Origin of the sequence: Frigoribacterium sp. CFBP 13712, assembly GCF_014842255.1 — a bacterium.
In the GTDB taxonomy this organism is placed as follows: domain Bacteria; phylum Actinomycetota; class Actinomycetes; order Actinomycetales; family Microbacteriaceae; genus Frigoribacterium.
Genome location: NZ_JACYVH010000004.1, coordinates 57,598 through 82,807 on the forward strand (window position 1 = coordinate 57,598; position 25,210 = coordinate 82,807).

General features: G+C 68.9%; 26 protein-coding genes and 1 pseudogene. 6 read left to right on the forward strand and 21 right to left on the reverse strand.

Annotated elements, in window-relative coordinates:
• Positions 1–29: 29 nt before the first annotated feature.
• The 4 genes from IFT51_RS08600 to IFT51_RS08615 form a co-directional block, all read right to left on the reverse strand.
• On the reverse strand, positions 30–1,085 hold the full coding sequence (locus tag IFT51_RS08600; RefSeq protein ID WP_192060681.1) for an ABC transporter permease: 1,056 nt from the start codon (positions 1,083–1,085) through the stop codon (positions 30–32).
• Positions 1,078–2,685, reverse strand: a complete 1,608-nt coding sequence (locus IFT51_RS08605) for a sugar ABC transporter ATP-binding protein (protein ID WP_192060682.1) — start codon at positions 2,683–2,685, stop codon at positions 1,078–1,080. The genes IFT51_RS08600 and IFT51_RS08605 overlap by 8 nt, the downstream gene beginning before the upstream one ends.
• Positions 2,682–3,722 carry an ABC transporter substrate-binding protein gene (locus IFT51_RS08610; protein WP_192060683.1) on the reverse strand — a complete coding sequence of 347 codons (1,041 nt, stop codon included), beginning with the start codon at positions 3,720–3,722 and terminating at the stop codon, positions 2,682–2,684. Before IFT51_RS08610 ends, IFT51_RS08605 begins: the two co-directional genes overlap by 4 nt.
• A gap of 124 nt (positions 3,723–3,846) precedes the next feature.
• On the reverse strand, positions 3,847–4,794 hold the full coding sequence (locus IFT51_RS08615; RefSeq protein ID WP_192060684.1) for a sugar phosphate isomerase/epimerase: 948 nt from the start codon (positions 4,792–4,794) through the stop codon (positions 3,847–3,849).
• Positions 4,795–4,979: 185 nt separating this feature from the next.
• Here IFT51_RS08615 and IFT51_RS08620 point away from each other — a divergent pair, with 185 nt between their 5' ends.
• Both IFT51_RS08620 and IFT51_RS08625 read left to right on the forward strand, forming a co-directional pair.
• Positions 4,980–5,936, forward strand: coding sequence for a ribokinase (locus IFT51_RS08620; RefSeq protein ID WP_192060685.1), 957 nt, complete (start codon positions 4,980–4,982; stop codon positions 5,934–5,936).
• Positions 5,884–6,639 carry a DeoR/GlpR family DNA-binding transcription regulator gene (locus IFT51_RS08625; protein ID WP_192060686.1) on the forward strand — a complete coding sequence of 252 codons (756 nt, stop codon included), beginning with the start codon at positions 5,884–5,886 and terminating at the stop codon, positions 6,637–6,639. The genes IFT51_RS08620 and IFT51_RS08625 overlap by 53 nt, the downstream gene beginning before the upstream one ends.
• Positions 6,640–6,673: 34 nt before the next feature.
• Here IFT51_RS08625 and IFT51_RS08630 read toward each other — a convergent pair.
• The 16 genes and pseudogenes from IFT51_RS08630 to IFT51_RS08705 all read right to left on the reverse strand — a co-directional run.
• A pseudogene (locus IFT51_RS08630) lies at positions 6,674–6,946 on the reverse strand (sugar ABC transporter permease); the annotation flags it as partial.
• Positions 6,874–7,626, reverse strand: a complete 753-nt coding sequence (locus IFT51_RS08635; protein WP_308196199.1) for a LacI family DNA-binding transcriptional regulator — start codon at positions 7,624–7,626, stop codon at positions 6,874–6,876. The pseudogene IFT51_RS08630 and the gene IFT51_RS08635, both read right to left, overlap by 73 nt.
• Positions 7,627–7,754: 128 nt before the next feature.
• Positions 7,755–9,776, reverse strand: a complete 2,022-nt coding sequence (locus IFT51_RS08640) for a serine hydrolase domain-containing protein (protein WP_192060687.1) — start codon at positions 9,774–9,776, stop codon at positions 7,755–7,757.
• Positions 9,777–9,912: 136 nt separating this feature from the next.
• On the reverse strand, positions 9,913–10,659 hold the full coding sequence (locus IFT51_RS08645; protein WP_192060688.1) for a TIGR03943 family protein: 747 nt from the start codon (positions 10,657–10,659) through the stop codon (positions 9,913–9,915).
• The gene (locus tag IFT51_RS08650) at positions 10,652–11,683 is read right to left on the reverse strand and encodes a permease (protein WP_192060689.1); all 1,032 of its coding nucleotides are present in this window, start codon (positions 11,681–11,683) and stop codon (positions 10,652–10,654) included. Before IFT51_RS08650 ends, IFT51_RS08645 begins: the two co-directional genes overlap by 8 nt.
• Positions 11,684–11,716: 33 nt before the next feature.
• Positions 11,717–12,364, reverse strand: a complete 648-nt coding sequence (locus IFT51_RS08655) for a thioredoxin domain-containing protein (protein ID WP_192060690.1) — start codon at positions 12,362–12,364, stop codon at positions 11,717–11,719.
• Between the two features lie 61 nt (positions 12,365–12,425).
• Positions 12,426–13,106, reverse strand: coding sequence for a cation diffusion facilitator family transporter (locus IFT51_RS08660; protein ID WP_192060691.1), 681 nt, complete (start codon positions 13,104–13,106; stop codon positions 12,426–12,428).
• Positions 13,103–13,456, reverse strand: a complete 354-nt coding sequence (locus tag IFT51_RS08665; RefSeq protein WP_192060692.1) for a helix-turn-helix transcriptional regulator — start codon at positions 13,454–13,456, stop codon at positions 13,103–13,105. The genes IFT51_RS08660 and IFT51_RS08665 overlap by 4 nt, the downstream gene beginning before the upstream one ends.
• Before the next feature lie 272 nt (positions 13,457–13,728).
• Positions 13,729–14,319 (reverse strand): DJ-1/PfpI family protein, encoded by a 591-nt coding sequence (locus IFT51_RS08670; RefSeq protein WP_197981941.1) that lies wholly within the window; start codon positions 14,317–14,319, stop codon positions 13,729–13,731.
• Between the two features lie 147 nt (positions 14,320–14,466).
• Entirely contained in the window at positions 14,467–15,237 is a 771-nt protein-coding gene (locus IFT51_RS08675; protein ID WP_192060693.1) for an ABC transporter ATP-binding protein, read from the reverse strand.
• Entirely contained in the window at positions 15,234–16,274 is a 1,041-nt protein-coding gene (locus tag IFT51_RS08680; RefSeq protein ID WP_243214279.1) for an iron ABC transporter permease, read from the reverse strand. The genes IFT51_RS08675 and IFT51_RS08680 overlap by 4 nt, the downstream gene beginning before the upstream one ends.
• 13 nt (positions 16,275–16,287) lie before the next feature.
• Positions 16,288–17,382 (reverse strand): ABC transporter substrate-binding protein, encoded by a 1,095-nt coding sequence (locus IFT51_RS08685; protein WP_192060694.1) that lies wholly within the window; start codon positions 17,380–17,382, stop codon positions 16,288–16,290.
• Positions 17,383–17,500: 118 nt separating this feature from the next.
• Positions 17,501–18,346: a DJ-1/PfpI family protein gene (locus IFT51_RS08690; protein ID WP_192060695.1), complete on the reverse strand. Its 846-nt coding sequence runs from the start codon at positions 18,344–18,346 to the stop codon at positions 17,501–17,503.
• Between the two features lie 47 nt (positions 18,347–18,393).
• The gene (locus IFT51_RS08695) at positions 18,394–19,173 is read right to left on the reverse strand and encodes an ABC transporter ATP-binding protein (RefSeq protein ID WP_192060696.1); all 780 of its coding nucleotides are present in this window, start codon (positions 19,171–19,173) and stop codon (positions 18,394–18,396) included.
• A complete protein-coding gene (locus IFT51_RS08700) occupies positions 19,170–20,237 on the reverse strand; it encodes an iron ABC transporter permease (protein ID WP_192060697.1) in 1,068 nt (355 codons plus the stop codon). The genes IFT51_RS08695 and IFT51_RS08700 overlap by 4 nt, the downstream gene beginning before the upstream one ends.
• The gene (locus tag IFT51_RS08705) at positions 20,234–21,280 is read right to left on the reverse strand and encodes an ABC transporter substrate-binding protein (protein WP_192060698.1); all 1,047 of its coding nucleotides are present in this window, start codon (positions 21,278–21,280) and stop codon (positions 20,234–20,236) included. The genes IFT51_RS08700 and IFT51_RS08705 overlap by 4 nt, the downstream gene beginning before the upstream one ends.
• 133 nt (positions 21,281–21,413) lie before the next feature.
• On the opposite strand from IFT51_RS08705, the gene IFT51_RS08710 reads away from it, so the two are divergent.
• Together IFT51_RS08710 and IFT51_RS08715 are read left to right on the forward strand one after the other, a co-directional pair.
• On the forward strand, positions 21,414–21,647 hold the full coding sequence (locus IFT51_RS08710; protein WP_192060699.1) for a hypothetical protein: 234 nt from the start codon (positions 21,414–21,416) through the stop codon (positions 21,645–21,647).
• Positions 21,648–21,736: 89 nt separating this feature from the next.
• Positions 21,737–22,681 carry a PDR/VanB family oxidoreductase gene (locus tag IFT51_RS08715; protein ID WP_192060700.1) on the forward strand — a complete coding sequence of 315 codons (945 nt, stop codon included), beginning with the start codon at positions 21,737–21,739 and terminating at the stop codon, positions 22,679–22,681.
• A gap of 57 nt (positions 22,682–22,738) precedes the next feature.
• Here IFT51_RS08715 and IFT51_RS08720 read toward each other — a convergent pair whose 3' ends face one another.
• Positions 22,739–23,350, reverse strand: a complete 612-nt coding sequence (locus IFT51_RS08720; protein ID WP_192060701.1) for a DUF5134 domain-containing protein — start codon at positions 23,348–23,350, stop codon at positions 22,739–22,741.
• 77 nt (positions 23,351–23,427) lie between these two features.
• On the opposite strand from IFT51_RS08720, the gene IFT51_RS08725 reads away from it, so the two are divergent.
• Both IFT51_RS08725 and IFT51_RS08730 read left to right on the forward strand, forming a co-directional pair.
• Positions 23,428–24,879: a PepSY domain-containing protein gene (locus IFT51_RS08725; RefSeq protein WP_192060702.1), complete on the forward strand. Its 1,452-nt coding sequence runs from the start codon at positions 23,428–23,430 to the stop codon at positions 24,877–24,879.
• 91 nt (positions 24,880–24,970) lie between these two features.
• Positions 24,971–25,189, forward strand: coding sequence for a heavy-metal-associated domain-containing protein (locus IFT51_RS08730; protein ID WP_192060703.1), 219 nt, complete (start codon positions 24,971–24,973; stop codon positions 25,187–25,189).
• Positions 25,190–25,210: the final 21 nt, after the last annotated feature.

Sequence of the window (25,210 nt, forward strand, 5' to 3'; positions counted from 1 at the left end):
GCCTGTGGCACCTGACCCCGCCGCCATGGTCACTCCCGGGCAGCGGCGCGGGTGTTGAGCTGGTCGAACGCGACCGCGACGAGGATCAGCAGGCCGATCGCGATCTGCAGGTAGAACGAGTTCACCGCGAGCAGGTTGCCGCCGTTGTTCAGGACCCCGATCAGCAGCGCGCCGCAGGCGGCGCCGATCGCGCTTCCCCGTGCGCCGGACAGGCTGGCCCCGCCGATGACGCAGGCCGCGATGGCCTGCAGCTCGAAACCGGTGCCGGCTGTCGGGACTCCCGCCCCGAGGCGGGAGGTCAGGAGGACGCCCCCGACGGCGGAGAGCAGGCCGGCGATGCCGTAGACCGTGATGGTCACCAAGCGCACCGGGACGCCGGCCAGGCGGGCCGCTTCCGGGTTCGAGCCCACGGCGTAGACGTACCGGCCGAAGACGGTGCGCTTGAGAACGAAGGCCGCGATCGCCGCGATGACGACGAACAGGATCAGCAGGTTCGGGATGCCGGCGACCGAACCGTTGGCGATGGTCTGGAACTCCTCGGGCAGGCCCTGGATCGTGTTGGCGTCGGTGATGACGAGCACGACTCCTCGAGCGATGCCGAGCATGCCCAGGGTCGCGATGAAGGGCGGGAGCTTGAACCTCGTCACGAGCAAGCCGGTGATGATGCCCAGCACGGCGCCGACCAGGGCCCCGAGGAGGAGCGCGAGGGGGATCGGGACCCCCGCGACGAGCAGCTGAGCAGTGACCGCGCCGGCCAGGCCGAGGATCGACCCGACCGAGAGGTCGATGCCGCCGGTGAGGATCACCATCAACTGGCCGATCGCCAGGATGCCGAAGATGGACACCTGCCGGGCGAGGTTCGCGAGGTTGTTGCCGGTCAGGAAGTCGTCGCTCGCGAGCGTCAGGGCGCCGAACACGACGAGGAGGACGATGAGCACGCCGCTCTCGCGGCCGGCGATGCTGCCGAGGGTCGTGACCCGCGGCTTGGACGACGCGCGGGCGGCTGCGGCCGCGGCGTCGTCGCCGTTCCGCACCACCCGGATGGTCGTGGTCTCGATGGGTTCGCGCCACATCAACTTAGGCATGGGGGACTTCCTCGATGTTCTGTCGGGTGACCGGGTCGGAGTGGGGGTCGTGGCTGAGCGGCGCGATGCCGTGCAGGTGGTCGGAGGGGTCGTCGACCCCGCCGCTGGCGAGGCGGAGCACGTCCTCCTCGGAGGCGCCGCCCGGCAGCTCACCGGCGACGGCGCCCTCGCGGAGGACGACGACGCGATCGGCGAGGCCGAGCAGCTCAGGGAGGTAGGACGAGACGACGATGACGGCGAGTCCGCGGCGGGCCAGGTCGTTGATGACGTCGTAGAGCTCGCCCTTGGCGCCGACGTCGATGCCCTTCGTCGGCTCGTCGAACATGATGACCTTGGGCTTGGTCAGCAGCCAACGTGCGAGGAGCACCTTCTGCTGGTTGCCGCCGGAGAGCGTCGAGACCGGCTGGTCGTAGGAGCCGGCGCGGATGCGCAGACTGTCGAGCAACGCGTCGGCCTCGTCTGACTGGGCCTTGCCGGGCAGCAGCCCTCGGCGGGACCCGACCCGGAGGCTCGCGATCGTGACGTTCTCCCGGATGGAGAGCTCCGGCAGCAGGCCGAGCACCTTCCGGTCCTCGGTAAGCAGGGCGACGCCGGCGTCCATCATCGTGCGCGGGCCGTCAGGCCGGACGACGGCGCCGTCGATCAGGATGTCCCCCGATGCGACGGGCTCGGAGCCGAAGACGCTGAGCAGCAGCTCGCTCCGCCCCGAGCCGAGCAGGCCGCCGATGCCGAGGATCTCGCCGCCTCGAGCCTCGAGGTCGACGGCAGGGCTGTCCGGCGTGCGCCGGAGGGCGCGGAGGCTCAGGCGGGCGGGATAGACCTCTCGTGCCTCATCCGGGTAGAGCGACGACACTTCCCGGCCGACCATGGCGTTGATCAGGGTGTCCTCGGTGTAGTCGCTCATGGGGCCGCTCTGGGACAGCTCGCCGTCGCGCAGCACCGTCACCCAGTCACCGATCGCGAACATCTCCTCGAGCCGGTGCGTGACGTAGAGGATCGCGACGCCCTCGCGTTTGAACTTGCGGATCTGGTCGAGCAGACGGTCCGACTCGGCCTCGGTCAGCGCCGTGGTCGGCTCGTCGAAGACGATGACCTTGACCGCGTCGGCCGTGACGACCTTGGCGACCTCGACAAGCTGCTTCGTCGCTGCCGGCAGCCGCTCGACGATGACGTCGGGGTCGACGTCGGCGAGGCCGAGCGAGTCGAGGACGAACCGGCACCGGTCGTGCAGGTCACGGGCCCGGATCACGCCGGAGCGTGACGGCAAGCGGCCCATGAACATGTTCTCGCCGACGGACAGGTGCGGCAGGAGGCTGAGCTCCTGGTAGACGGCCTGGACGCCCGCGGTGCGGAGGGCCCCCGGGGAGGCGGTGGTCACGGTGGCCCCGTCGATGTCGTAGTCACCCGAGTCTCGGTGCACGGCACCGGTCAGGACTCTGATCAGAGTCGACTTGCCGGCACCGTTCTCGCCTGCCAGGCAGTGCACCTGACCGGGGACGAGCTTCAGCGAGACACCGCTGAGGGCCTGGACGGCACCGTAGGCCTTAGAGACGTCGGTGAGCTGCAGGACCGCAGTGCCCTCGGGCTCGCGGACGGTCATCCGTTGGTCTCGGCAGTCTGCGGCTCGAGGAGCGACTTGATCTCGGGGCTGTCCATGTTGTCGCGGTCGGCCACCGCGACGCCGGGGTCGAGGCTGGCCGGCGGGATGCGGCCCTGGGTCGCCATCGCGGCCTCGACGACTCCCTGGTAACCGAGGAACCACGGGTTCTGCACGACCAGGGCGTCGATGCTGCCGTCGGCTAGGGCCGCGTTCTCCGCCGGGTCGGAGTCGAACGCGACCACGGCGATGTCGTCGGCGGCGTCGTTGTCCTTGATGGCGGTGGCCGCGCCGACGCCCGAGCTGTTGTTGTCCGCGAAGACGCCCACGAGGTCCGAGTTCGCCGAGATCGCGTCGTTCACCTGTGAGGCGGCGGTGCCGATGTCGTTGTTGTTGTAGCTCTGCAGGCTGGAGTCGATGTCGGGGCAGTCGGTCGCGAGGCCTGCGCGGAAGCCGGCGTCACGGTCCTGGTTGGCCTCGATGCCGGCGATGGGCGCCTCGACGAGGACCTTGCCGGTGGTGGTGCCCTGCTCGGTGAGCAGCTGGCACATGCGCTCACCGGCGGCCGTGCCGGCGAGGATGTTGTTCGTGCCGATGTGGCCCTCGATCTCGGCCGTGACCTTCGTGTCCGCGGTGATGACCTTGATGCCCGCCTCGCGGGCGGTGTCGATCGAGGCGTTAAGGGCCTCGCTGGAGCTCGGGGCGATGAGGATCGCGTCGGCTCCGCGTGAGACGGAGTTCTCGACGAGCTGCACCTGGCCGGCGATGTCCGTCTCGGAGGTGGGGCCGAAGGTGTTCACCTCGATGCCGTAGTCGGCTGCCGCCGCCTCGGACCCGGCGAGGAGGGTCTGCCAGTAGGCGGAGTCGCTGGCGCGGATGATGACGTCGACCTTCACGCCGGCCGCCGCGCCTCCGTCCCCACCTCCGCTCGAGGCGGCTTCGGAGACCGTCGCCCGGCCGCCGACGACGCCGAGAACGAGGGCGACGAGGGCGATCGCCGCTACGAGGGACAGGGAGAAGACAGTTCTAGATCGCGCCATTGCGTGTCCACCTAGGTGTGAGAAGGGTTCGGGTGTTCGTGTTCGAGGTGTTCTGGGAGGGGCCGGTGCCTCGCTCGACGGGGACCGTCGCGGGCACCGGCCCGGGAGCCTGGTGGCTCGTGGGTCAGGCGGTGTGGCCTGCGGGGGTGATGCTCAGCAGCTGGTTGCGGAGGCGCTGTGAGGCGATGCCGTCGGCCTGGTCGATGACCGAGGTGATGTGGTCGACGCCGACGGCCTCGATCTTCGCGATGAGGAGCTCGACGGTGGCGCGGTTGGTCTCCGCCTCCTCCTGTGCGTCTTCGCGGATCGGGAAGGTGTCGAAGTAGATGACGCCGTCGTAGTCGTGGCGGAGCAGGTAGTACAGGAACTCGATCGTCTCGAAGGGGTGGATCGAGCCGATCATGAGCCCGTCGTCGTGGTCGTTGTTGCCGTCGTTGAGGTGGACGCCCCAGAGCTTGCCCTCGGCGAGGAGGAGCGCGGCACCGAAGCCGGGAGCGTCGCCAGCCATGAGCATGTGGGCGAAGTCGAGGGTCGCGCCGACGTTCGGCCGGTCGATGAGCTGGAGGACGTGCAGGGTCTGGCCGACGCTGCGGATGACGGAGTGGACGCGTTCCTCGTAGGGCTTGTACTCGATGCTGATGCGGACGTCGGGGCGGTAGTCGGCGAGCTCCTGGAAGGCCTCGACGATGCGGCCGAGGTCACGCGCGTAGTCCTTCTGGAACGTGTAGTCGAAGCCGTCGAAGCCGAGCCAGACCGTGACGAGGTCGCTGCCGCCGAGGGCCGCGGCGTCGATGCCCGCCTTCGTGAGCTCGATGGCCTCGCGGCGCACCGCCTCGTCGCGGTTGCTGTACTCGCCGTGGACGAAGTCCTTGCGGAACCGCATGGCGACGCTGTTGAGGGTCAGTCCGAGCTCGTCGAGGAGGGGCTTCATGTCGGCGGGCTCGATGCCGACGAAGTGCTCGGGGTAGTTGAGGTCGACGTAGTCGATGCCCTTCGTCGCGCTGATGCGACGGAGGGCTGCGGCGGTGTCTCCACCGGCGATGAACGAGTTAAGGCGCGTGGCGAACTTCATGAGGGAGACCGTACGGAGCATGATCACTATTGTCAAGCGTTGTCATTTTTGGTCAACCGCGATCGCCCAGCAGGCGTTGTTCAGTCCGTATATTCAACTCTCGGTGCTTTGACAACGATTGTCACGCTCGCCTAATGTCAAGCCAGGCGACGCTGTGTCGTCGGCACAATGGAGTGGAGAACGGCATGACGGCGAACGCCATCGTGGTTATCGGGAGCATCAACTACGACCTGATCGTCAGTCAGGATCGACTCCCCCGCCGCGGTGAGACGCTCGTGTCGACCGGCTTCCGCAGCGACTTCGGCGGCAAGGGCGCGAACCAGGCGGTCCAGGCGGCGCGACTCGGCGCCCGAGTCCAGTTCGTGGGTGCGGTGGGCGCGGACCACTACGGGGCGATGTGTCGCGCGAACTTGGAGCGCGAGGGCGTCGAGTGCCGTCTGCGCCCGACGGACGCGGTGAGCGGCCTGGGACTCGTGAACGTCGTGGGCGACGGGGAGGTGCACGCGACGATCGTCGAGGGCGCCAACGCCGTCGTGACCGGTGACTGGGTCGACGCCGCCGCCGACCTCGTCACCTCCGCCGCGGTCGTCGTGCTGCAGAACGAGGTACCGGCCTCGGCGAACGACCGCGCGATTGTCCTGGCGGCAGCAGCTGGCGTGCCAGTCATCTACAACGCGGCACCAGCCAGGCCCGTGCCGCTCGCGACGACCCGCGCCTGCACGTGGTTCGTGGTGAACGAGGACGAGGCCGCCGAGTACCTGGGGCACGCCCTCGGCGACGTCGCCGACGACGACGCCATGCGTGCAGTCATCGAGGAGCTGACGTCCTTCTGCGCGAACGTCGTCCTGACCCTGGGCAGTCACGGCTGCTATGTTTCTGCAGATCGGCGAGTGGAGTTCGTCGGGGCCGTGGAGGCCCGGGCGGTCGACACGACAGGCGCAGGTGACTCCTTCATCGGCGCGTTCGCCACGGCGATCGCTGACGGGGTCGACCCGTTCCAGGCGTCCCAGACGGCGGCCCTGGTCGCCTCGATCACGGTGGCGGGGATGGGTGCCCAGTCCAGCATGCCGACACGGGAGGAACTCGACCATGAAGTCGTTCGCGAGACACCAGCTGATCCTCGACCGGGTCGCGCTGGGTGACTCGATCCTCATCGACGACCTCGTCACCGCGACGGGCGCGTCCCCCTCGACCGTGCGCCGCGACATCCGCGAGCTCGAGCGCTCCGGCCAGGTCGTCAGCCTGCGCGGGGGCGCCATCCGTGCCGAGGAACGCGCGGCGGAGCTGCCGGCGGCCCTGAAGTCGCAGATCAACCGCGACGAGAAGGTCGCCATCGCCCGCGCCGCCGCCGCGATGGTCGTCGAGGGCGAGACGATCTACGTCGACTCCGGCACGTCGCTGACCGAGTTCATGATCGCGCTCCCCAACATCGGTGTCCACGTCATCACGTCGAACACCCAGGTTCTCGGGATGGTGCCGCGCCCCAGGGTCACCGTCACGGCGCTCGGGGGCGACTACCTCCCCGACATCGGCTCCGTGGCCGGCACGATGACCGACCGCCAGCTCGAGGATCTCTACTTCGACCGTGCGTTCATCGGCGTCACCGGCATCGACGTCGCTGCGGGCGTCACCACCTTCGACATCCGAGAGGCCAACAAGAAGCGCATCGTGCAAGCGCACAGCCGCGAGACCGTCGTGCTCGCCGACAGCAGCAAGTTCGACGTCGTCTCGCTCTGTCGCTCGTTCAGCTTGTCGGTGTGCACGGTGGTCAGCGATCTCCGCGCGCCGGTTCTCGAGGCAGCGAGGTCGTTCGTGGTCGCACCGGTCAGGGACGTCGGGGCCTGACCCCGAGCGTGTGGGATCGGCTCCGTCGTGGTCATCAGGTCTGCCGACGTCTCGCCATCACAGCGCGCTGCAGGAGAACGAAGACCAGGAGTATCCCACCGGTGATGATGGTGGTCGCCTCGGGCGGGATGCCTCCGTCTCGCGTGATGAGCACGTTCATGAGGCCGAGCACGAGCGCTCCCACAACGGACCCGAGCACGAAGCCGACGCCGCCGGTGAGGAGGGTGCCGCCGATCACCGTGGCGGCGATCGAGTCGAGCTCCCAGCCGATGCCCGTGATGTTCTGCGCGCTCCCGAGTCGGGCTGTGTCACGATGGGCCGCTCGTGCATGCCCCAGGCCCGGGTGCGCGTATGGAAGGCACGCTCGCGAGCGCGTGCGTCGAACCAGTCGAGTGGCCCTGAGAGATGGAGGACGTCGCGGTGACCCAGCGACGCGAGGTGATCGACGGCCAGCTTCGTGCCGGCAGCCTGGTCGACGGAGACCGTGAGGAAGGCCGGGTCCTTCTCGGCCTTGACGACCAGGGTCGGCAGCCCCGTCGTGATGGTCCGGAGCACGGCCACGGACGACGAGCGCGGAGCGACCACGCAGAGTGCGTCGATGCCCTGGCCTGTGAGGTGGCGCACGGCCTCCTCGGGCGTCGCCGAGTCGTCGCGGAGCGCGAACGACGCCACGGAGTACCCGCCGTCGCGTGCCGATCGCTCGATGGCCCGCAGGATGCTCGACGGACCGAACTCGACGGCGCTCTCGATCAGCACGCCGATCCGGAGGGCTCGCTGGGTCACGAGCTCGCGCGCGGCGCTGTTGGGCCGGAAGTCGAGCTCGGCGACGACCTCGAGCACGCGCTGGCGCGTGGACTCCTTGACCTGCGGGTGACCATTGAGTACGCGGGACACGGTCATGTGCGACACACCGGCACGCTCTGCCACCTCGCGAAGACCGAGACGTTCACCGCCGCCTCTGACGCTCACCCGGACTCCATCCTGCACGCTTCGCAACGCAGCTCGGCGTCATCTGCGCCGGCGTGGAGGTTCTGGATGGCGCCCGTCCATCTTAGGCGGGGCCCTTCACCGACAACGGGACATCGATCCGGTCGTGGAGGCACAGATCGCGCAGGTCAGTAGGAGATGTCAGGGAGCAGCAGGCCACCGGTGACGGCGGCGTACCCGAGCCCCGTGAACGCGAGGACCAGCAGCGCCTGACCGGCGACGGCGACGAGCTTCCGGAGGCGTGGAGGCGCTCCGCCCCCGGCGACCCGCTGAGCAGGCGCGCGCCTGACCCGCCCGACGAGTACGACCACCGCAGGCAGCACCCCGGCCACGGCGACGGCCGTCAGGACCTGCGCCGTCCGCAGCACGAACGCAGCGGGCGGTCCGGCGTCGCTGAGGAGGGCGGACGCGACCGTGGCCCAGAGCACGCCGGCGACCACGAGGGCCAGCAGGGCGACGGCGACCCCGACTCGACCGATCGTCTCCGCACGCGACTCGACGGACCCCGTCACGCACCTCCCGGACCAGATCCGGCGTCCCGCTGCGACGATGGTGCCCAGCAGAGTCAGCACCAGCACGGCCAGCGACGCGACGAGGACGAGGGGCAGCACCTGCCGCGTCGCCGGCATCGGCTGCAGGGTGAACGCCGGGTTCAGCCCGACGGCCTGGACGGCACTGTCGACCTGGTCGACGGCGACCCTGCGGTCGCCGTCGATCTCCTGCCAGACCCACGGCTCGACCTCCACCAGCTCGACCGGCGCCCCCGACGTGTCCGTGAGGGCCGAGATCAGGACGGAGTCGCCGGTACCTCGGGAGATGTCTACAGGTGACAGGGCGTAGAAGAGCCGGACGAAGGTCGACTCCGCACGCCTGGACACCTGGTAGCTGCCCACCAGGGCGTCCGCATGGTCGCCGGCGGTCGCCGTGGCCGTCACGGCCGTCGCCTCCGCAGCGTCGGAGGGGAACCACCGGTCGGCGAAGCCGTCCACGAGGGCGTCCCGCACGGCAGTCGTGGCGTCGCCCCGAGCGCCCGTGCTGTTGAGGGAGACGTAGATGCCCGCGTCGTCGTCGGGCCAGAGGTCCATCTGGGCGTGGAAGGCCGTGAGGTCACCGCCGTGCCCGAGGACCCGGCGACCGTTCCGGTCCTCCTCGAAGAGGCCGAGCGTCATGCGAGGCCCCGCAGCGAGACCGCCCAGGTCGTCACGCCCGAGCGCGGGGGCGTGCATCTCCGTCAGGGTCTCGGGCTTCAGCATCCCGTCCGCGTGTCCGAGCTGGGCGAGCATGAAGGCGCTCATGTCCGACGCCGTCGCCGAGATCGCACCGGCCGGTGCCGGCGAGACGATCTCGAAGGGCACAGCTGCTGCCCCGGCTGCATCCCAGCCCCCCGAGACCAGGGCCGCGTCGTCGGCGGTCAGGGGCTGGTCGAGCGTCGCGGTCGTCATGCCGGCCGGGTCGAAGACCCGCTCCTGCACGAGATCGGACCACGGACGCCCCGTGGCCTGTTCTGCGACGTACGCCGCGACTCCGTTCGACCAGTTCGAGTAGGCAGGCGTCGTGCCGGGCTCGTAGATCTGCTCGGGCGGCTCGACGGACACGGCGTCCCGCAGCGTCGTCGGGCCCTCCCCCGGCCCCGCGATGACCCCGGCCAACTCGTCCTCGAAGCCCGCGGTGTGGCTCAGCAGATGTCGGAGGGTGACCGGACGGTCGAAGGCCCTGGGCAGTGTGACGTCGAGGCGGTCCTGGACGGGGTCGTCGAGGTCGAGGACGCCCTCCTCGACGAGCGACATGACGACGGTCGCCGTGATGACCTTCGAGATCGACCCGATCCGGAAGAGCGTCCGGTCGGGGTCGACGGGACGTCGGTCCGCCCGCTCGTCACCGAGGTCGGACCAGCCCCAGCCCCGTTCGGTGACGACCTCGCCGTCGGCGACGATCGAGACGGTCGCGCCGACGATGCCCTCCCTCTCCAGGGCTGCCGGGACGAACCCGTCGAGCCAGGCATCCGCCTCGGCGGTCGTCAGCTCGGAGGCGCCTCCCCCGAGGCCCGGGACGACGGAGGCGCGAGGCGCGGTGGCGCAGGATGCCACGAGCAGGCAGGCCAGCAGCGTCGAGACCACGCCTCCTGCGGTCCTGAGGCGGGCGTTCGTCACGGGCGTTCTCCTGGGGCGCGAGCGAGGGCGGACCGGGCGTCGCACCTCGACGACCATATCGGTCCGCGACGAAACCTCACATGCTGGCTCGTGGTCGTCTGGCCGTGCTGGTCGCGTGCGCGATCTCGAGTCGTTTCTAGTTGTAGATGTAGGGATCGTCGGGCTGGGCGGCGTTCCTCACGGAGTCAGCCGTCACGGCGATGCCTTGAGCACTGCTCGTGCTGGCGTTCACGGCGAACTCGCCCTCGAGGTCGATCCACTCGTCGGCGTCGTAGGTGTCGTCCCAGTTGGGCATGTAGACGGGGACGCCGACGGCTTGGGCGTCGATGGCGCAGTGGCTGATGTAGAACCGCGACACGTAGAACACGTTGCCGGGGTCGTCTCCGTCGGGGGTGATGAACCCCGTGGCCTGAACGGTTTTGCCTTCGTAGAAGCCGATGTCGCTGGTCTGCCTGAGGAGGGATGCCCAGTCGAGTAGTGAGAGGTTCGCGGTCGAGGCGTCGGGTTCGGATTGCTCGTCGAGGGTCGTGGTGTCCCCGAGCGGGGCTGTGCTGTTGACGTCGCGCTGCGCCGCCGTGGCGGAGGTCAAGGTCGCCGGCGGCAGGAGGACCATCGCTGCGGTCACGAGTGCCGCGACCGTGCCGCCGATGCCTGCAGTGACGCGGCCGAGCGTCCGCGGCCGCGCCTCGGCGTGGTGATGGACGGTGACGCGCATGGCGCTGACGAGGACGGCGGCGAGGCCGAGGGTCGACATGACGACCGCGAAGATCGCGTGCTTGGGGGCGACGTAGAGCTCGAGCTGTCCGGTGGCGGCGAGCCACAGGGTCGAGACGGACATGACGCCGATGAGGGCGAGGCCTTGGTAGCGCTTGAGGTCAGGCATGGAAATTCACCATGAATCCGATCGTGGCGCTCATGAGAGCGACGACTGTCGTGATCTGGACGAGGGTCGTGGTCGTGAAGGTGGTCCGCATCATGGCGAGCATCTTGATGTCGACGATGGGGCCGAACAGCAGGAACGCGACGATCCCACCGGGCATGAACGTCGAGGCGAACGGGAGGATGAAGAACGCGTCGATGTTCGAGCAGATCGAGATGACGAACGCGAGGGCCATCAGCGCCAGAACCGACCAGACGGGGTTGCTGCCGAGCGTCACCAGCACGGAGCGGGGAACGGCGACCTGGACGAGGCCGGCGATGAATGCTCCGAGGACCAGGGCCGGCATCACGGCGGCTGCTTCGCGGGCGAAGAGGTCCCGGCTCTCCTGCCAGCGGGATCCGCTGTGGTCGTGATCGTCCGTGGCGGGGAGGGCGCACTCCGCGGCGAACTTCTCCGTGAGCAGCTTCTCGGGGGTCGGGTGCTGGCTGAACAGCCAGCCGACGAGGTTCGCGATCAGGAACCCACCGACGATCCGGGAGACCAGGATGCCGTCGGTGAAGCCGAACACCTGGTAGGTGGTGAGGATCGTGACCGGGTTCACGATCGGCGCGGCGACGAGGAACGTCATGGCCTCCGGGACCGAGAACCCCTTCGCGATGAGGCCGCGCGAGAGGGGCACGTTGCCGCACTCGCAGACGGGCAGGAGCACACCGAGGACGGAGATCACGACCCGCCGGGCTGCCGTGTTCCGAGGAAGGACCTTCACGATCCACCGGTCGGGGATCCAGACCTGCACGAGGACAGAGATGAGGAGGCCGAGGATCACGAACCCGAGGGACTCGATCATCACGCTGACGGTCAGGGTGATGAGGTCCTGTGTGGCGTTGGGCAGGTCGACGAGGGCGATGTCTCCCGTGAGCGTGCGGACGAGGAACACTGCAGCGAGCACGCCGGCAGCGACGAGGAGCCCGATGCGCTGAGCACGGCGGGCGACCTTGGGCCGTGTCCGTGTGAGCAGGTTGGTCATGGGCCAGCCTCCTCTGTACCGGGCGCCGCGCCGTTAGTTCTGGTCAACGGCGTCTTGGACAGCTTGCCTCAGCTCGTCCGGAGTCGACAGCTCGATCGGCTCGTCACCCAGGAAGATCGTCGGCGTCGCCTCGACCCCGAGCGCCATGCCGGCGTCGAAGTCCTGCTGCACCCGTGCCTCCGTCGACGGATCGCCGACTGCGTGGTCGTACTGGCCCATGTCGAGCCCCAGGTCCTCCGCGTAGCTGCGGAACACGTCGGCCTTCGACTCCTGCTGCTCGCCCCACTCAGCCTGGGTATCGAACATCCGCTGGCACATCGCCTCGAACTGACCCTGCTCGGCTGCTGCCTCGACGGCGATCGCAGCGTTCATGGAGTTCTCGTGTCCGGGCAGCGGGAAGTACCGGGTGACGAAGGTCACTTCGCCCGCGTGCGTCTCGCGCAGCTCCTCGACGACGGGGTGCACCGCAGCACAGACCTCGCACTCGAAGTCGAGGAACTCGGTGAACACCACCGACCCGTCGGGGGCGGTGTCGAGACGGTGGCTGTTCTCCGCGACGACGGTCACCTCAACCGGGTCGGCCTGCGGTGCGGCCGGTCTGACCAGGACGACGGCCGCGACCGCCGATGCCGCGGCGAGGGCGCCGATCAAGGCGAGGTTGATCTTCGTGGTGCGCTTCATGGTTCTCCTGGCGGTCGCGGCACGGACGTCGTGCCGTCAGGGGGGGGAGGTGGTGGCTAGGTCAGCAGCAGTCGCAGGGCTCGACCTGACGCTCGCCCGTCAGAGCCGACACGGGCGTCTTGCACGCGTCGCCGCGCCACGCCTCGAGTCCTTCCCGCACGGCGAACACGACGATGACGAGCCCGGCTACCGGATCAGCCCATGTCCACCCGAACGCGAGATTGAGCACGAGGCCGACGAGGACGGCCGCCGACAGGTACGAGCAGATGAGCGTCTGCTTTGAGTCCGCCACGGCCGACGCCGAGCCCAGCTCGGTGCCGGTGCGGCGCTCGACCAGGCTGAGGAACGGCATGATCGCGAGGCTCACCGCGGCGAGAACGATGCCGACCGGGGAGTGGTCGGGCTCACGGAGACCCGTGAGTGACAGCACTGCGTCGACCGTGACGTAGGCGGCCAGGCCGAAGAACGACACGGCGATGACGCGCAGCGCGACCCGTTCCCGCTTCTCCGGGTCGGGGGCGGCGAACTGCCATGCGATCGCGGCTGCCGACAGCACCTCCACGATCGAGTCGAGGCCGAATCCGATCAGGGCGGTCGAGGAGGCGACGGTGCCGGCGGCGATCGCGACGATCGCCTCGATAACGTTATAGGTGATCGCGACGGCGACGATGATCCGGATGCGACGCTGTAGGAGCAGACGGCGGGCGGGAGCGAGCAGGGCGGGAAGAGTCGTCGTGCTCATGCGCCGGTCCCGCAGCAGAGGGGGACGTCGCAGGCGTCGTCGGTGCAGGGCTCCCCGTCGTCGACGGCGAGCACGACGTCGACCAGGGCCGTCAACGCCTTCGTGAGGTGAGCATCGGCGATCTCGTAGCGGGTCGATCGCCCCTCGGGCACGGCGACGACGATGCCGCAGCCACGGAGGCAGGAGAGGTGGTTCGACACGTTGGACCGGGTGAGTTCGAGCTGATCGGCGAGTGCGCCTGGGTAGCCGGGTTCATCGAGCAGGTGCAGCAGGATGCGCGATCGGGTCGGATCGGCCATGGCGCGCCCGAGGCGGTTCATGACATCGGCCCGCGTCGAAAGGGTCAGCATATGCTGACTATACAGCCAATACTGACGAGTTGGTCTGGGGCGCCACTCAAGTCAATTGGGCCTTCGAGCGCCGGACACACTGCTCTTCGGCAGTCGTCCTGCACGAGAATGGCCAGTCATCTGATCCCCCAGGACGGAGACCTCGAAGGCGAGCTCGAGCCTCATGGGCTTCGTGACGGACTGCGTCCAGGTGACGCGGGCGCCCGCGTCGCCGCCCTCGACGCGAAGGTCCCGCAAGGGCACCTCCTCCGACTTGCCTGAAGCCCTTCCCCTCACCGTTCCGTCATCGACAGAGAAGACCAGCACGGCTCGCATGGTCCCGATGGGTGTTCGCATCGAGATGTCCCATGTGCCGGTGACGCGGCCGATGGAAGCGCCACACGGGTCGTCGGAAATCGGCGCGGTCGGGGCCGTCCCAGCGCGAGCGCCTCAGGTCCGCGCGCGGCCCAGACGATGCCACGGCGCTCGTACCCGAACAGCTTTTCGACTGCAAGGGCGATGCGGGGCCCGAACTCCCGCTCCAGCAGGTGAAGAGCGAGGTCGAGGCCAGACGTCACACCTCCGGCACTGGCCAGGTCGCCGTCGTCCACGACGCGAGCTCTGACCACGGTCGTCCCGGTCGCCTCGAGGACGTTGTTGCCCTGGGTGTGCGTGACTGCCGCCCTCCCTTCGAGGAGGCCAGCCATGCCGAGCGCGAGGCCACCGACGCAGATGATGGCAACGAGTGTGTCGGGGGCCGCCAGGGCTCGACGCATGAGGTCGGGCAAAGCAGTCTCGCCGAGGCCGGCGAGGATGACGGGGATGGTCCTGACCATGTCCGGATCCCCGACGGTGGGTCCTGACGCTCCGGGCAGGATCACCATGCCAAGTGCTTCTGGTCCAGGACGTGGCTGGCCGTGAGCGTCATCCCTCGGGTGCCGCTGACGACGGATCCCGGTTCGTCGAGGGCGACCAGCCTGGGGAAATGAGCCCTGCCGCTCTCGTGACGTGGTCCTGGTGTGTCCCGTCTGTCATCGGCCTATCGGCGCCGTCACGAGGTGCGGGCGCCCGGTCAACGGGTGCTCGATGATCGCCGAACGGCAGCCGAAGACCTCTTCCGTGAGCCTTGAGGTGAGCACCTGAACGGGGTGTCCGGAGGCGCGGATGCGCCCTTCGTGCACGACGAACAGATGATCGGCGTGGGCGACGGCGTGGTCAAGGTCGTGCAGCACGACGACCCTGGTCAGGTCGACATCCTCGAGGAGGGCGAGCAGGTCGTGCTGCGCCCGGACGTCGAGGTGGTTGGTGGGTTCGTCGAGCAGCAGCACAGGCGCGTCCTGGGCCAGGGCCCTTGCGAGGAGCACTCTCTGACGCTCACCACCGGAGAGCGTCAGATAGCGACGCTCGAGGAGGTGCACGGCACCGCATCTCTCGAGGGACAGCCGCATGATCTCGCGATCCGCCGCGGACTCCACGGCGAACCATCTCTGGTGCGCATGGCGTCCGGTGGCGATCACGTCTCGGACGAGAAGGCTGTCGTTCGTCGTCTGGTGCTGGGTGACGACTGCGCGAAGTCGTGCGGCGTGGCGAGGCGTGATCGTCGAGACGTCGGTGTCACCGATGAGGATGCTCCCCGAATCGGGCTGGAGGGCTCGATACATCGCGCGGAGGAGGGTCGACTTCCCCGAGCCGTTCGGGCCCACGATCGCGACGAACGAGCCCTCCTCCACCTCGAGACTCAGGTCGTCGATGAACGGGCGTCCGCCCAGGCTGATGGTGACGTGGTCGAGGGAGACCCTCATGCTCGCTTCCCCTCGGAGTTCATCAGCCAGAGGAAGAAGGGGCCGCCGATGAGGGCGGTGAACACGGTGAGCGGGTATTCGTTCGGGCTGCCGACGGTGCGTGCGACGAGATCGACGAGGATGAGGAACAGAGCCCCCGCTATTGCTGAGACCGGCAGCAGGCGCCTGTGGTCTGACCCGACGAGCAGCCGCATCGCGTGCGGGATGATGAGGCCGACGAAGCCCACTCCCCCGGCCACGCTCACCGCCACCGCGGTGAGGACTGCCGAGACCAGCAGCAGCCCGAGTCGGGTGCGCCGCAGGTCGACGCCGACTGCGGTGGCGTCGTCGTCGCCGAGTGCGAGAGCGTTCAGGCCTCGCGACTGAGCGAGCAACCACGCCCCCGCGACGACGAGGACCACCGCGGGCAGGACCAAGGCCGACCACCGTGCCCCGGCGACGCTCCCCATCATCCAGAACAGGATGCCTCGCAGCTCACCGGGATCCGCGTGGAGCTGGACGAAGCTCGTGCCGGCCATGGCGACGTAGCCCAGGGCGACCCCCGACAGCACGAGCCTCATGTCGGTGAACGAGCCAGACCGCTGCGCGAACGCGAAGACCAGTCCGAGCAGCCCGATCGCCCCGACGAAGGCGGCGACGGAGGTCGTGACGCCCAGCAGGGCGGCCGACCCGAAGGCCATCACCAGAACGGCCCCGAAGGAGGCGCCCGAAGACACCCCGATGATGTACGGGTCCGCCAGGGGGTTGCGGAGCAGCCCCTGGAGAGCTGCCCCCGCGAGGGCGAAGGATGCCCCGACGATCCCGGCTAGGACGACCCGGGGAGCTCGCAGCTCCCAGATGATCCTCTGGTCGAGGGGATCGATCGAGCCCCTGTCCCCGCTGAGGTTGCCGACGACGGTCCGCACGACCGCCTCGGGGCTCACGGAGACGCTGCCGATCGAGACCGCCACGACGGCGACGACGGTCGTCGCGGCGGCCAGGACGACCATCCACGCGAGCAGCGAGCCCCGTCGCGTCGGCGACGCACGAACTTCCACGAACCCCGGCCGATCAGAAGGCGTCGGGGTGCGCAGCGCGAGCGATCTTGTCGATCGCGGCGGCGTTCGTCGGCCCGACGTACACCCCGTCCGACACGGTCACGTAGCTGTTGTTCTTGGCTGCGTCCCACTGCGGGTACTCGGCGAAGAGCGCTGCCGCCTCAGCGTCGAGGTCTTCTCCCCGAGTGAACCCGCCGACGACCAGGATGTCCACATCGGCGGAGGAGAGCTGCTCTTCGTCGATGGCCGAGGTGAAGGTCAACCCGCTGTCCTTCAGTGCGCCCGAGACCCCTGCGCGGGCGAGGACGTCGTCGAAGATCCCCCCGAGGAACACGGCGGGCATCCCGTTGGGCGTCATCATCGACATGCCGGGGAACACGATCAGCCCCGTGGGCTCTTCCTTGCCCTCGACGGCTGCCGACACGGCGTCGATCTGACCGCGCAGGTCATCCACGAGGACCTGCGCCTCGTCCTGCACGTCGAAGACGTTGCCGACCAAGTTGAGGAAATCGAAGGACGACTCCACGGTGGCCTCGTCGAACGCGCCGAGTTCTTCCTCTGTCGCGTCCTCCTTGCCCATGGCGCAGTTGGCAGGGTTGACGAGGGTCTCGATGCCCGCCTCGGCGAGCTCCTCCCGTGACGACTGACCGGAACTCGGGTCGAACCCTCCCGAGGTCGTCGCGATGACGAGGTCCGGCTCGAGCGCGAGGAGCTGCTCGGCGGGGATCTCGAAACTGCCGGCCATGTCGACGTCTCCCGTCGGGAGCGCGTCGATCTGCTCGACCAGTCCCGGCATGTCGGACATGCCGTAGTTCTGGGTGTTCGCGAGGATCGTGTCCTCGAGATCGAGCATCACGAGTGATTCCACCTCGGAGACCGACGCTCCGTTCATCAGGACGACTCGAGAGGGCCGCTCGTCGAACGTCTGGGTGAGGCCGCAGTTCTCGATGCTGAGGGGATACGACGTCGGCCCGCCGGTGAGCGTCGTCCCGTCGCCGACCGGGCCGGCTGAATCGGCAGGAGACGGAGTGGCCGAGCACCCCACCAGGGCGGTGAGGGTGACGAGTGATCCAAGGGCCAGCGCGGTACGTGATCTGGCGAAGTGCATGGGAGGGCCTTTCTTCAGAGGGAATGATTGACTCTACAAGTTGTAGAACACAGCGACACGCGGATTCCTCCACGTCGACACACCGTGCGCCGCATGGCGAACGGATGCCCGTGCAGTGTCAGCGTGCGGGGGCGCGGAGCTCTTCGACGAGCGGTGCGAGGAAGTCGCGAGAGAGGTCGGTCAGTGCCGGGCCGGCCTTCTCGGGAGTGCCCGTGTCGATTGGGGGCTCAGGGGCGTACTCGGCGCCCAGAACGGCGAAGCGTGCCATCTCCTCCCCGCACAGGTACGAGACCAGCGTGATGGCGAGGTCCATGCCAGCGGTGACTCCTGCCGCTGTCAGCCGGTTGCCGTCCTCCACCACGCGCTCGTTGACCTCGACGGCGCCGTAGCCGGCCAGGAGGTGCCGGACGGACCAGTGCGACGTCGCACGTCGTCCCTCGAGGAGGCCTGCGGCGGCGAGAGCGATCGAGCCGGAGCAGACGCTGGTGACGTAGGTCGCCTGGTCGCCGAGGCGTCGCAGGTCGGCCATGGCACGGGCGTCACGGAGGAGGATGCCCGTGTCGCCACCGGGCACGAGGAGGACTTCTGGGGCGACACGCATGTCGTGGAGCGCCAGCGCGGACACCAGGGCCACACCGCTGCTGCTCAGCACCGCTTCATCCGCGGAGCCCGTCGTGACGAAGTGCACGTCCGCGCCCGTCGCTGCCAGGAAGTGGAAAGGACCGACGACGTCGAGAAGCTCGAAGCCGGGGTGCAGGACGATCAGGATCGTCTTGCCCGTGGCGAACCGCATCCCGGGCCGCGCGGCGAGGGTGTGGTGAGCAGCGACGGAGCGGTCGATGGCGTTCTGCTTGGCGGGGTCGTCGCCGACGACGCTGAACAAGGTGCTCCCAGTCTGGTCGTTCCCTGCCGTGCGTCCAGGCAGCGCCTCGGTCTCCGTGCTGTCGTGGGATTCATCGTTCATGTCTGGTTCTCCTTCTCGTGATGGTCGTGGTGGGTCGAGGTCGGCCGTCAGCTGTCCGCATAGACGAGCTGCAGGCGACCGGTGAGCGGGTTGACGAGCGTGTCGGCGCGAACGCCGAACACGCGCTGCAGCAGCTGCGGAGTGAAAACCTCGCCCGGCAGCCCCGAGGCGACGACCCGGCCATGTTCGAGCACGACGATCTCGTCGCAGTAAGACGCCGCAAGGTTCAGATCGTGCAGCGTGACCAGGGTCGTGACGTCGAGCGCCCGGACGAGAGCGAGCAGCTGGAGCTGGTGTCGGATGTCGAGATGGTTGGTGGGCTCGTCGAGAACGAGGAGCCGTGGCTCCTGCGCGAGCGCCCGGGCGAGCTGCACGCGTTGCCGTTCTCCGCCTGAGAGCGTGCTCATGCCACGGTCGGCGAAGTCCTCGACACCAGCCCTCCTCATCGCCAGCTCGACGACTCGCCCGTCGTCGGCACGGCCCGATCCGAGCAGGCTGCCGTGCGGCAGGCGTCCGGTCGTGACGCAGTCGACGACGGTGAGTTCGAGGTCGACGGCGCTGTCCTGGACGACCGCCGCGGTGAAGCGCGCCGCCTCCTTCGCTGACATCGACCAGACGTCTCGATCGTCGGCGAGCACGGTCCCCTCGGCCGGCCGCAGCATGCGGTAGATCGTCCGCAGAAGTGTCGACTTGCCGCTACCGTTCGGACCCACCAGGCCGACGACGTTCCCGTGAGCACTCAAGGCCACCTCGTCGATGATCCGGCGTCCGGCGAGATCGACGCTGACGCCTTCGACGCGGAGCGCTCCGCCTGCCCTGACGCTCATCGTCCGCTCCGCCCGGAGCGGCGCAGCAGCCAGAGGAAGAACGGCGCACCGACGACGGAGGTGAGGAGACCGACCGGCACCTCGGTCGGCGCGAGGAGCAGCCGGGCGCCGATGTCCACCAGCACCAGGAGGAGCCCTCCGGCGAGAGCGGACGCAGGCAGCACCCAGCGGTGGTCGGAGCCGATCACCATGCGGACCGCGTGCGGCACGACGAGGCCGACGAACCCGATGGAGCCGCTGACCGCGACGACGACGCCGACGAGCAACGAGGTGATGACGAACAACCCCAGTCGCACCCGGCCCACGTCGACGCCGAGGCTCGCGGCCGTCTCGTCGCCGGTGAGGAACGCGTTGAGGACGGGGGCGAGGAGCACCAGCACGGCCGTCGACATGACCAGCACGAGGGCCGGTACCCCCAGGTCGCTCCAGGTCGCCGCGGCGAGGCTGCCGGCGAGCCACGAGAGCACTTGCCCGACACCCTGGTTCGCGCCGCTCGACCGGAGGACGAGGTAGCTCGTGACGGAGCTCAGCAGGTACGACAGAGCGACGCCCGCGAGCAGCAGCCTGTTCGGCGTGACGCGCCCTCCCTGCTGGGCGAGAACGAAGACGAGGAGGGTCGTGACGAGAGCTCCGACGAACGCGGCCACCGGTGTGGACACGGCGGCGAGGGCACCGGTCGTGAGGGTGAGCGCGGCCACCGCGGCGACGGAGGCGCCCGACGAGACGCCGAACACGAACGGGTCTGCCAGGGGGTTCCGCACGACGGCCTGGAGGACGGCACCCGCGACCGCGAGGGCCGCCCCGACGACGAGGCCGAGGAGGGTGCGAGGCAGACGGAACTCCCACACGATCTGGTCGTCGAGACCGTCGACGCGACCGAGGGCCCACGGTGCCAGGCGCCCGCCGACGACCTCGAGGACTCGACTCGGCGCGATGCCGACGCTGCCGACGGCCACGGACAGGACGACGGCCACGACGCAGGCGGCCACGAGCACACCGATCATCAGCTGCGGGTGTTGGAGAGCCCTGATCTGCTGCCGGGAAGCGGTGGCCGCGCCGTTCATGAGGAGGGGACCGTCAGGTCCAGGTCTGAGTGGATCGCGTTGGCGATCTTCGTCAGCCCGACCATGACCGAGATGGAGGAGTCGGTCTCCTGCGTGGGCACCTCGGTGATCCTGCCGGCCTGCACGGCGGGCAGGTCGGGGAAGTTCTCTTCGAGGAACGCCTTCTGGGACGCGAAGTCCTGTCCGGGAAAGGTCCCCACCAGGACGACGTCCGCGTCGGAGGCGGCGAACTCCTCCTTGCTGACGTAGACGGAGTCCGACGAGAACACGTTCTCGCCTCCCGCTGTCGTGATGAGATCGTCGTAGATGCCGCCCGCGAGGACGATCACCGGACCGGTTCCGCCGTTGAAGTAGGCCGTCTTGACGGTCGGCTCGCCCTCGACAGCCGAGACGACGGCCGATCTGTCGGCCTCGAGCTCCGCGACGACCTCGTCAGCCCTGTCAGCGACGTCGAAGATCGTCCCGTAGTCGCGGAGCGTCTTCTCGACGGACTCGATGTTCCAGGTCTCGGTGCTCTGCGAGTCGGTCGAACCGCAGAGGTTGGCGCCGTAGACGGCAGCCCCGGTCCGTTCGAGCTGCTCGACGGACGCGTAGCCCTGCGAGGCGTCGAACGCGAAGCCGTCGAGGACCTGACCGGTCACGAAGTCGGGCTTCTCGCTGAGGAGGACCTCCTTCGAGGGGAAGCCCATCTGACTGCCGACGTCCTTGAGCCCCGTCGCCTGCGACGCGACCGACTCGGGATAGGGCGCGTAGTTCTCCTGGACCGCGACGATCCGGTCGCCCAGGCCCAGGGCGAGGAGCGCCTCGGTGTTCGACTGCCACAGGCTGACCGCACGCTCCGGTGGGGCGTCGATCGTGATCTGTCGACCGCAGTTCTCGAGGGTCACGGGATACGTGGTCGACGTCGACCGAGTCGACGCCGCACCGGGGGGCGAGCTCGCGGGCGTCGCCTCGCCGTCTGCGGCCGTGCACGCGGTGGTCAGGAGCAGGAACGCGGCCGCCGCCCCGGTTCCGGTGAGGACGTGTCGGACGGTGGGTCGCATGGGACTCCTTCAGTCGGTGATGACCGCTATTCTACGTCTCGTAGAAGTCTGCAGAGAAGTACTTCTCGACGATGAACTGCATTCTGTAGAACACCGTCGTGACCACACCGGAGAACAACTCGAGGGAGCACCGATGACCACTGCCGATGAGATCGACCACCTCCCGTGGCTCGACACGGCGACGAGCCTCACGCAGGTGGTCGCCATCGCCGTCTTGATCGTGATGGTGCTCGCTCGACCCACGCCGGACGACGACGACCCGCGGGCCGTGACCCTCGGCGACGACGTCGCCTCCCTGAGGCACCTCGCCGACCGGCTCGCCTCCCGATTCGCTCGAGCGCTTCGAGCACCGAGAGACCCCTCATGACCCCGCCGCTGTTCCGGGCCCTGCGCACCCGCCGGATGCGCGGCTCCTCGACTCGTGGAACGACCCTGTCTGCAAGACAGTCAGTACGCGTGCACGACATCACCCGGGCGGCCCGCGACGCGCTCCTCGTCGAGCTACGGCCCGTCGAGCCAGACCAGGAGCTCGAGACCTTCGAAGCCGGGGCGCATATCGACCTCCACCTCGACGAGCGCCTCGTGCGCCAGTACTCGCTCGTCAGCCACGGCGAGGACACGGCGAGGTACCTCGTCTGCGTGCGCCACGACCCGAACGGTCGCGGCGGCTCGGCGGCGGTGCACGAGCGCCTCGCCGTGGGCGACGTGGTCGACGTGTCGCCACCCCGCAACACGTTCCCCCTCGGCAGGTTGGACTCGTCGGCGGTCCTCCTGGCAGGGGGCGTGGGCATCACGCCGTTCGTGACGATGGCCGAGCAGCTGCACCGGCGGGGCACGCCCTTCGAGCTCCACACCTGGTCGCGCGACGCCCATGCCCTCCCCCTCCTCACCGTCCTCACCGCCAGCCCGTGGCGTGATCGCGTCACCCTGCACCACAGCGACGAAGGCGACTCCTTCCGGACGAGCTGGCCGCGGTCGCTCGAGACGGTCGACGACGGAGGCGCGGTGTACGCCTGCGGGCCCGAGGGCTTCGTCAGCGTGGCCCGTGACCGCGCCCTCGCGGCGGGCTGGCGGACGGACCAGGTGCGATGCGAGAGCTTCGACCCACCCGCCGAGCCGACTCGAGACGGCGACAGGACCTTCACCGTCGTGGCCCGCTCGACGGGCGAGAGGATCGAGGTCGGGGCAGACGAGTCCATTGCGGACGCCTTGGAGCGGCGAGGCTACGAGACCTACCGCTCCTGCGGCCAGGGGCATTGCGGGTCGTGCCTGACCGCCGTGCTCGGCGGCGTCCCCGATCATCGCGACGACTTCCAGACGGAGGTGGACCACGCTGCAGGGACCCGCATCAACACCTGCTGTTCGCGGTCGCTCTCTCCCGTCCTCGAACTCGACGTGTGAGCCATGGGCGGTCACGTGGGCCCGTGGGCCTGGGCCCTCATGGGCGCGAGGTGGGCACTACACGTTCATCAGGACGAGCATCCACGCCATGCCCGCGGCCATCACGACATGGCAGAGCAGGTGGACGCGGTGCCCCCGGCTGACGAACATCTGCACGAGCCACCAGAGGGCCGCGGCCACTGAGACGACGACGAAGAGGACGTTGACGACGTCGGCCCAGATGGGGGTCGCCGTCAGCATGTCGGCACCGGCGTCCGCTCCGGCGTGCTCGGCGTGGACCGATCCCCCGCCGGGGCTCATGGCACCGGCCATCAGCAACGGCATCGCGGCGAGCATCCAGATCATGGCCACGTCCAGCGCGATGTGGCCCGCGAGGTCGGTGCGCGCACGCCGGGACGACGCGCGCAGGAGCGGCGGCACGAGAGAGAGACCGAGGATCGCGAACAGGAGGACCTGTGCCCAGGTCACGACGTCCATCGCGAAGAACCAGGTCATGGCGATCATGGCGATGCTCATGACGCCGTGGTTGACGTCGACGAGCTCGCCGTCGGTGATGACTGCTCGCCGATCCGCGGCACGGAGCCTTCCCACCAGGGCGTCCCCCACGCAGATCACGAAGGTGAACGCGAAAGCGATGGTCAGGACGATGTTCCAGGGGTAATCGATCACGTCGACAGGTTAGTTCTACATCTTGTAGAGTGCCAACTCGACGACCGGACGATCCCGGTCCCGACCGAGAGGCTGGCATGACCGCGACCGAGATGGACCGCCGCACCGGAGCCGACGTCCCGAACAGGCCGACAGGCCGAGTGGGCCGTCCAGGCAAGCGTCCGACGAACTGGTTCGCCGCTTTCTGGCGGTGGCACTTCTACGGTTCGATCATCGTCATCCCGGTCCTGTTCATCCTCTCGATCTCGGGCTTGACCTACATGTTCCGAGCCGAGGTGGACTCGTTCACTCATCCCGGCGTCCTCACCGTCACCGCCCCCGAGGACGCAGAGCGCGCCTCCCTGTCGAGCCAGGAGGCTGCTGTCAGAGACGCGTTCCCGGACAGGGAGGTCCTCTCCGTCGTGGACGCGGTCGGCGACCGTTCGACCGTCTTCGTCACGGAACGCGCCGACGGCGTCGGGAGCAACGTCTACGTCGACCCGTACTCGACCACCGTGACGGGGGACCTGACCGAGAACGAGCTCGTCTCGAACTGGGCCGAGCGCATCCACGGCGACCTGCTGCTGGGCGACGAGCAGATCGGCGACAGGATCGTCGAGCTGGGGGCCAGCTGGGCGATCGTCCTGACCATCACGGGGTTCATCATCTTCTTCCTGGGTCGCCGTCCCCGAGGCGCGGCTCGGGCGAAGAAGGTGCCGGGCTCCAGGCTGCGCGGCATGCACGCGATCGCAGGCCTGCCGGTCGGGCTGGGCATCCTGATGCTGGTCGTCTCCGGCCTGCCGTGGACGGGCGTCTGGGGTTCACTTGCCGAGCAGGTCGCGGCGGGCGACGGAGGATCGCTGTGGGGCGCGGACCCCGGCGCCGAATCGACCCTCGGCGACCTGATCGAGGACACCAACGGGACGACAGCTCCGGCCGGCTGGGCGATCGCAGGCGGCCCTCTGGGGACGAGCCAGGGCGCCGGCTCGATGATCTCGATCGACGAGGCCGTAGCCGCCGCTCGCGACGAAGGCGCGCCCGAGCCGTACTCGATCGTCTACCCGGAGGGGGACGACGGCGTCTTCAGCGTCATGGGCAGCCAGTGGAACGACAACGGCAACCCCTCCGAGTCCGACGTGGCCCTCGAGAAGACCGTCCACGTCGACCAGTACACCGGCGACGTCGCCGGCACCTATGGTTACGACGACTTCAGCGCCACCGCCAAGACGGTGTCACAGGGCGTCGCGCTGCACGAAGGACGTCGCTTCGGCACCGTCAACACGGTTCTCACGGTGCTCTTCTGCCTCGCCGTGATGTTCCTCTGCATCTCGGGGCCACTCATGTGGTGGACCCGTCGAGGACGCGCCTCCGGACTCTCGGCCCCCCGGGCGGCGCTCCCCGTCTGGAGCAGCAGGGTCCTGCTCATCGCGATGGTGGCCCTGGGGCTCTTCCTGCCGATCTTCGGGCTGTCCCTGATCCTCGTGCTGGCACTGGACCAGCTGCTCATCCGAAGAGTGCCGCGCCTGCGCAAGTTCTTCGGCTCGGTCTGATCACACAGCCGAGTCGCCAGATGTCGGACGAGACTGCCGACGACCGCTCGGGCATCACGCCCGTGCGGCCCACGATGGAAAGGAATGCACGATGACCACTTGGACAGGGCCCGTGAACGGCCTCACCTGCAACGGCTGCGTGACGACGGTCACCGAGACTCTCATCGGCCTCGACGGCGTCGACTCGGTCGACGTCGACCTCGCCCCCGGGAAGACATCGACGGTGACTGCGCACGGTACGCGCGAGCTGAGCGACGCCGAGGTCGGCGCCAGCCTCTCGGCGGTCGGAGCGTTCTCGATCGCTCGCTGAGGAACCGGTCGACGTCGAGAG

What these genes read in the sequence shown, in the direction of transcription:
- IFT51_RS08695 (WP_192060696.1), bottom strand. Translation starts at nt 19,173, where the DNA reads ATGAGCGTCAGGGCAGGCGGAGCGCTCCGCGTCGAAGGCGTCAGCGTC.
- IFT51_RS08675 (WP_192060693.1), bottom strand. Translation starts at nt 15,237, where the DNA reads ATGAGGGTCTCCCTCGACCACGTCACCATCAGCCTGGGCGGACGCCCG.
- IFT51_RS08725 (WP_192060702.1), top strand. Translation starts at nt 23,428, where the DNA reads ATGACCGCGACCGAGATGGACCGCCGCACCGGAGCCGACGTCCCGAAC.
- IFT51_RS08615 (WP_192060684.1), bottom strand. Translation starts at nt 4,794, where the DNA reads ATGAAGTTCGCCACGCGCCTTAACTCGTTCATCGCCGGTGGAGACACC.
- IFT51_RS08610 (WP_192060683.1), bottom strand. Translation starts at nt 3,722, where the DNA reads ATGGCGCGATCTAGAACTGTCTTCTCCCTGTCCCTCGTAGCGGCGATC.
- IFT51_RS08690 (WP_192060695.1), bottom strand. Translation starts at nt 18,346, where the DNA reads ATGAACGATGAATCCCACGACAGCACGGAGACCGAGGCGCTGCCTGGA.
- IFT51_RS08685 (WP_192060694.1), bottom strand. Translation starts at nt 17,382, where the DNA reads ATGCACTTCGCCAGATCACGTACCGCGCTGGCCCTTGGATCACTCGTC.
- IFT51_RS08645 (WP_192060688.1), bottom strand. Translation starts at nt 10,659, where the DNA reads ATGCCTGACCTCAAGCGCTACCAAGGCCTCGCCCTCATCGGCGTCATG.
- IFT51_RS08665 (WP_192060692.1), bottom strand. Translation starts at nt 13,456, where the DNA reads ATGCTGACCCTTTCGACGCGGGCCGATGTCATGAACCGCCTCGGGCGC.
- IFT51_RS08650 (WP_192060689.1), bottom strand. Translation starts at nt 11,683, where the DNA reads ATGACCAACCTGCTCACACGGACACGGCCCAAGGTCGCCCGCCGTGCT.
- IFT51_RS08700 (WP_192060697.1), bottom strand. Translation starts at nt 20,237, where the DNA reads ATGAACGGCGCGGCCACCGCTTCCCGGCAGCAGATCAGGGCTCTCCAA.
- IFT51_RS08620 (WP_192060685.1), top strand. Translation starts at nt 4,980, where the DNA reads ATGACGGCGAACGCCATCGTGGTTATCGGGAGCATCAACTACGACCTG.
- IFT51_RS08705 (WP_192060698.1), bottom strand. Translation starts at nt 21,280, where the DNA reads ATGCGACCCACCGTCCGACACGTCCTCACCGGAACCGGGGCGGCGGCC.
- IFT51_RS08625 (WP_192060686.1), top strand. Translation starts at nt 5,884, where the DNA reads ATGAAGTCGTTCGCGAGACACCAGCTGATCCTCGACCGGGTCGCGCTG.
- IFT51_RS08655 (WP_192060690.1), bottom strand. Translation starts at nt 12,364, where the DNA reads ATGAAGCGCACCACGAAGATCAACCTCGCCTTGATCGGCGCCCTCGCC.
- IFT51_RS08605 (WP_192060682.1), bottom strand. Translation starts at nt 2,685, where the DNA reads ATGACCGTCCGCGAGCCCGAGGGCACTGCGGTCCTGCAGCTCACCGAC.
- IFT51_RS08710 (WP_192060699.1), top strand. Translation starts at nt 21,414, where the DNA reads ATGACCACTGCCGATGAGATCGACCACCTCCCGTGGCTCGACACGGCG.
- IFT51_RS08670 (WP_197981941.1), bottom strand. Translation starts at nt 14,319, where the DNA reads ATGGTGATCCTGCCCGGAGCGTCAGGACCCACCGTCGGGGATCCGGAC.
- IFT51_RS08730 (WP_192060703.1), top strand. Translation starts at nt 24,971, where the DNA reads ATGACCACTTGGACAGGGCCCGTGAACGGCCTCACCTGCAACGGCTGC.
- IFT51_RS08600 (WP_192060681.1), bottom strand. Translation starts at nt 1,085, where the DNA reads ATGCCTAAGTTGATGTGGCGCGAACCCATCGAGACCACGACCATCCGG.
- IFT51_RS08660 (WP_192060691.1), bottom strand. Translation starts at nt 13,106, where the DNA reads ATGAGCACGACGACTCTTCCCGCCCTGCTCGCTCCCGCCCGCCGTCTG.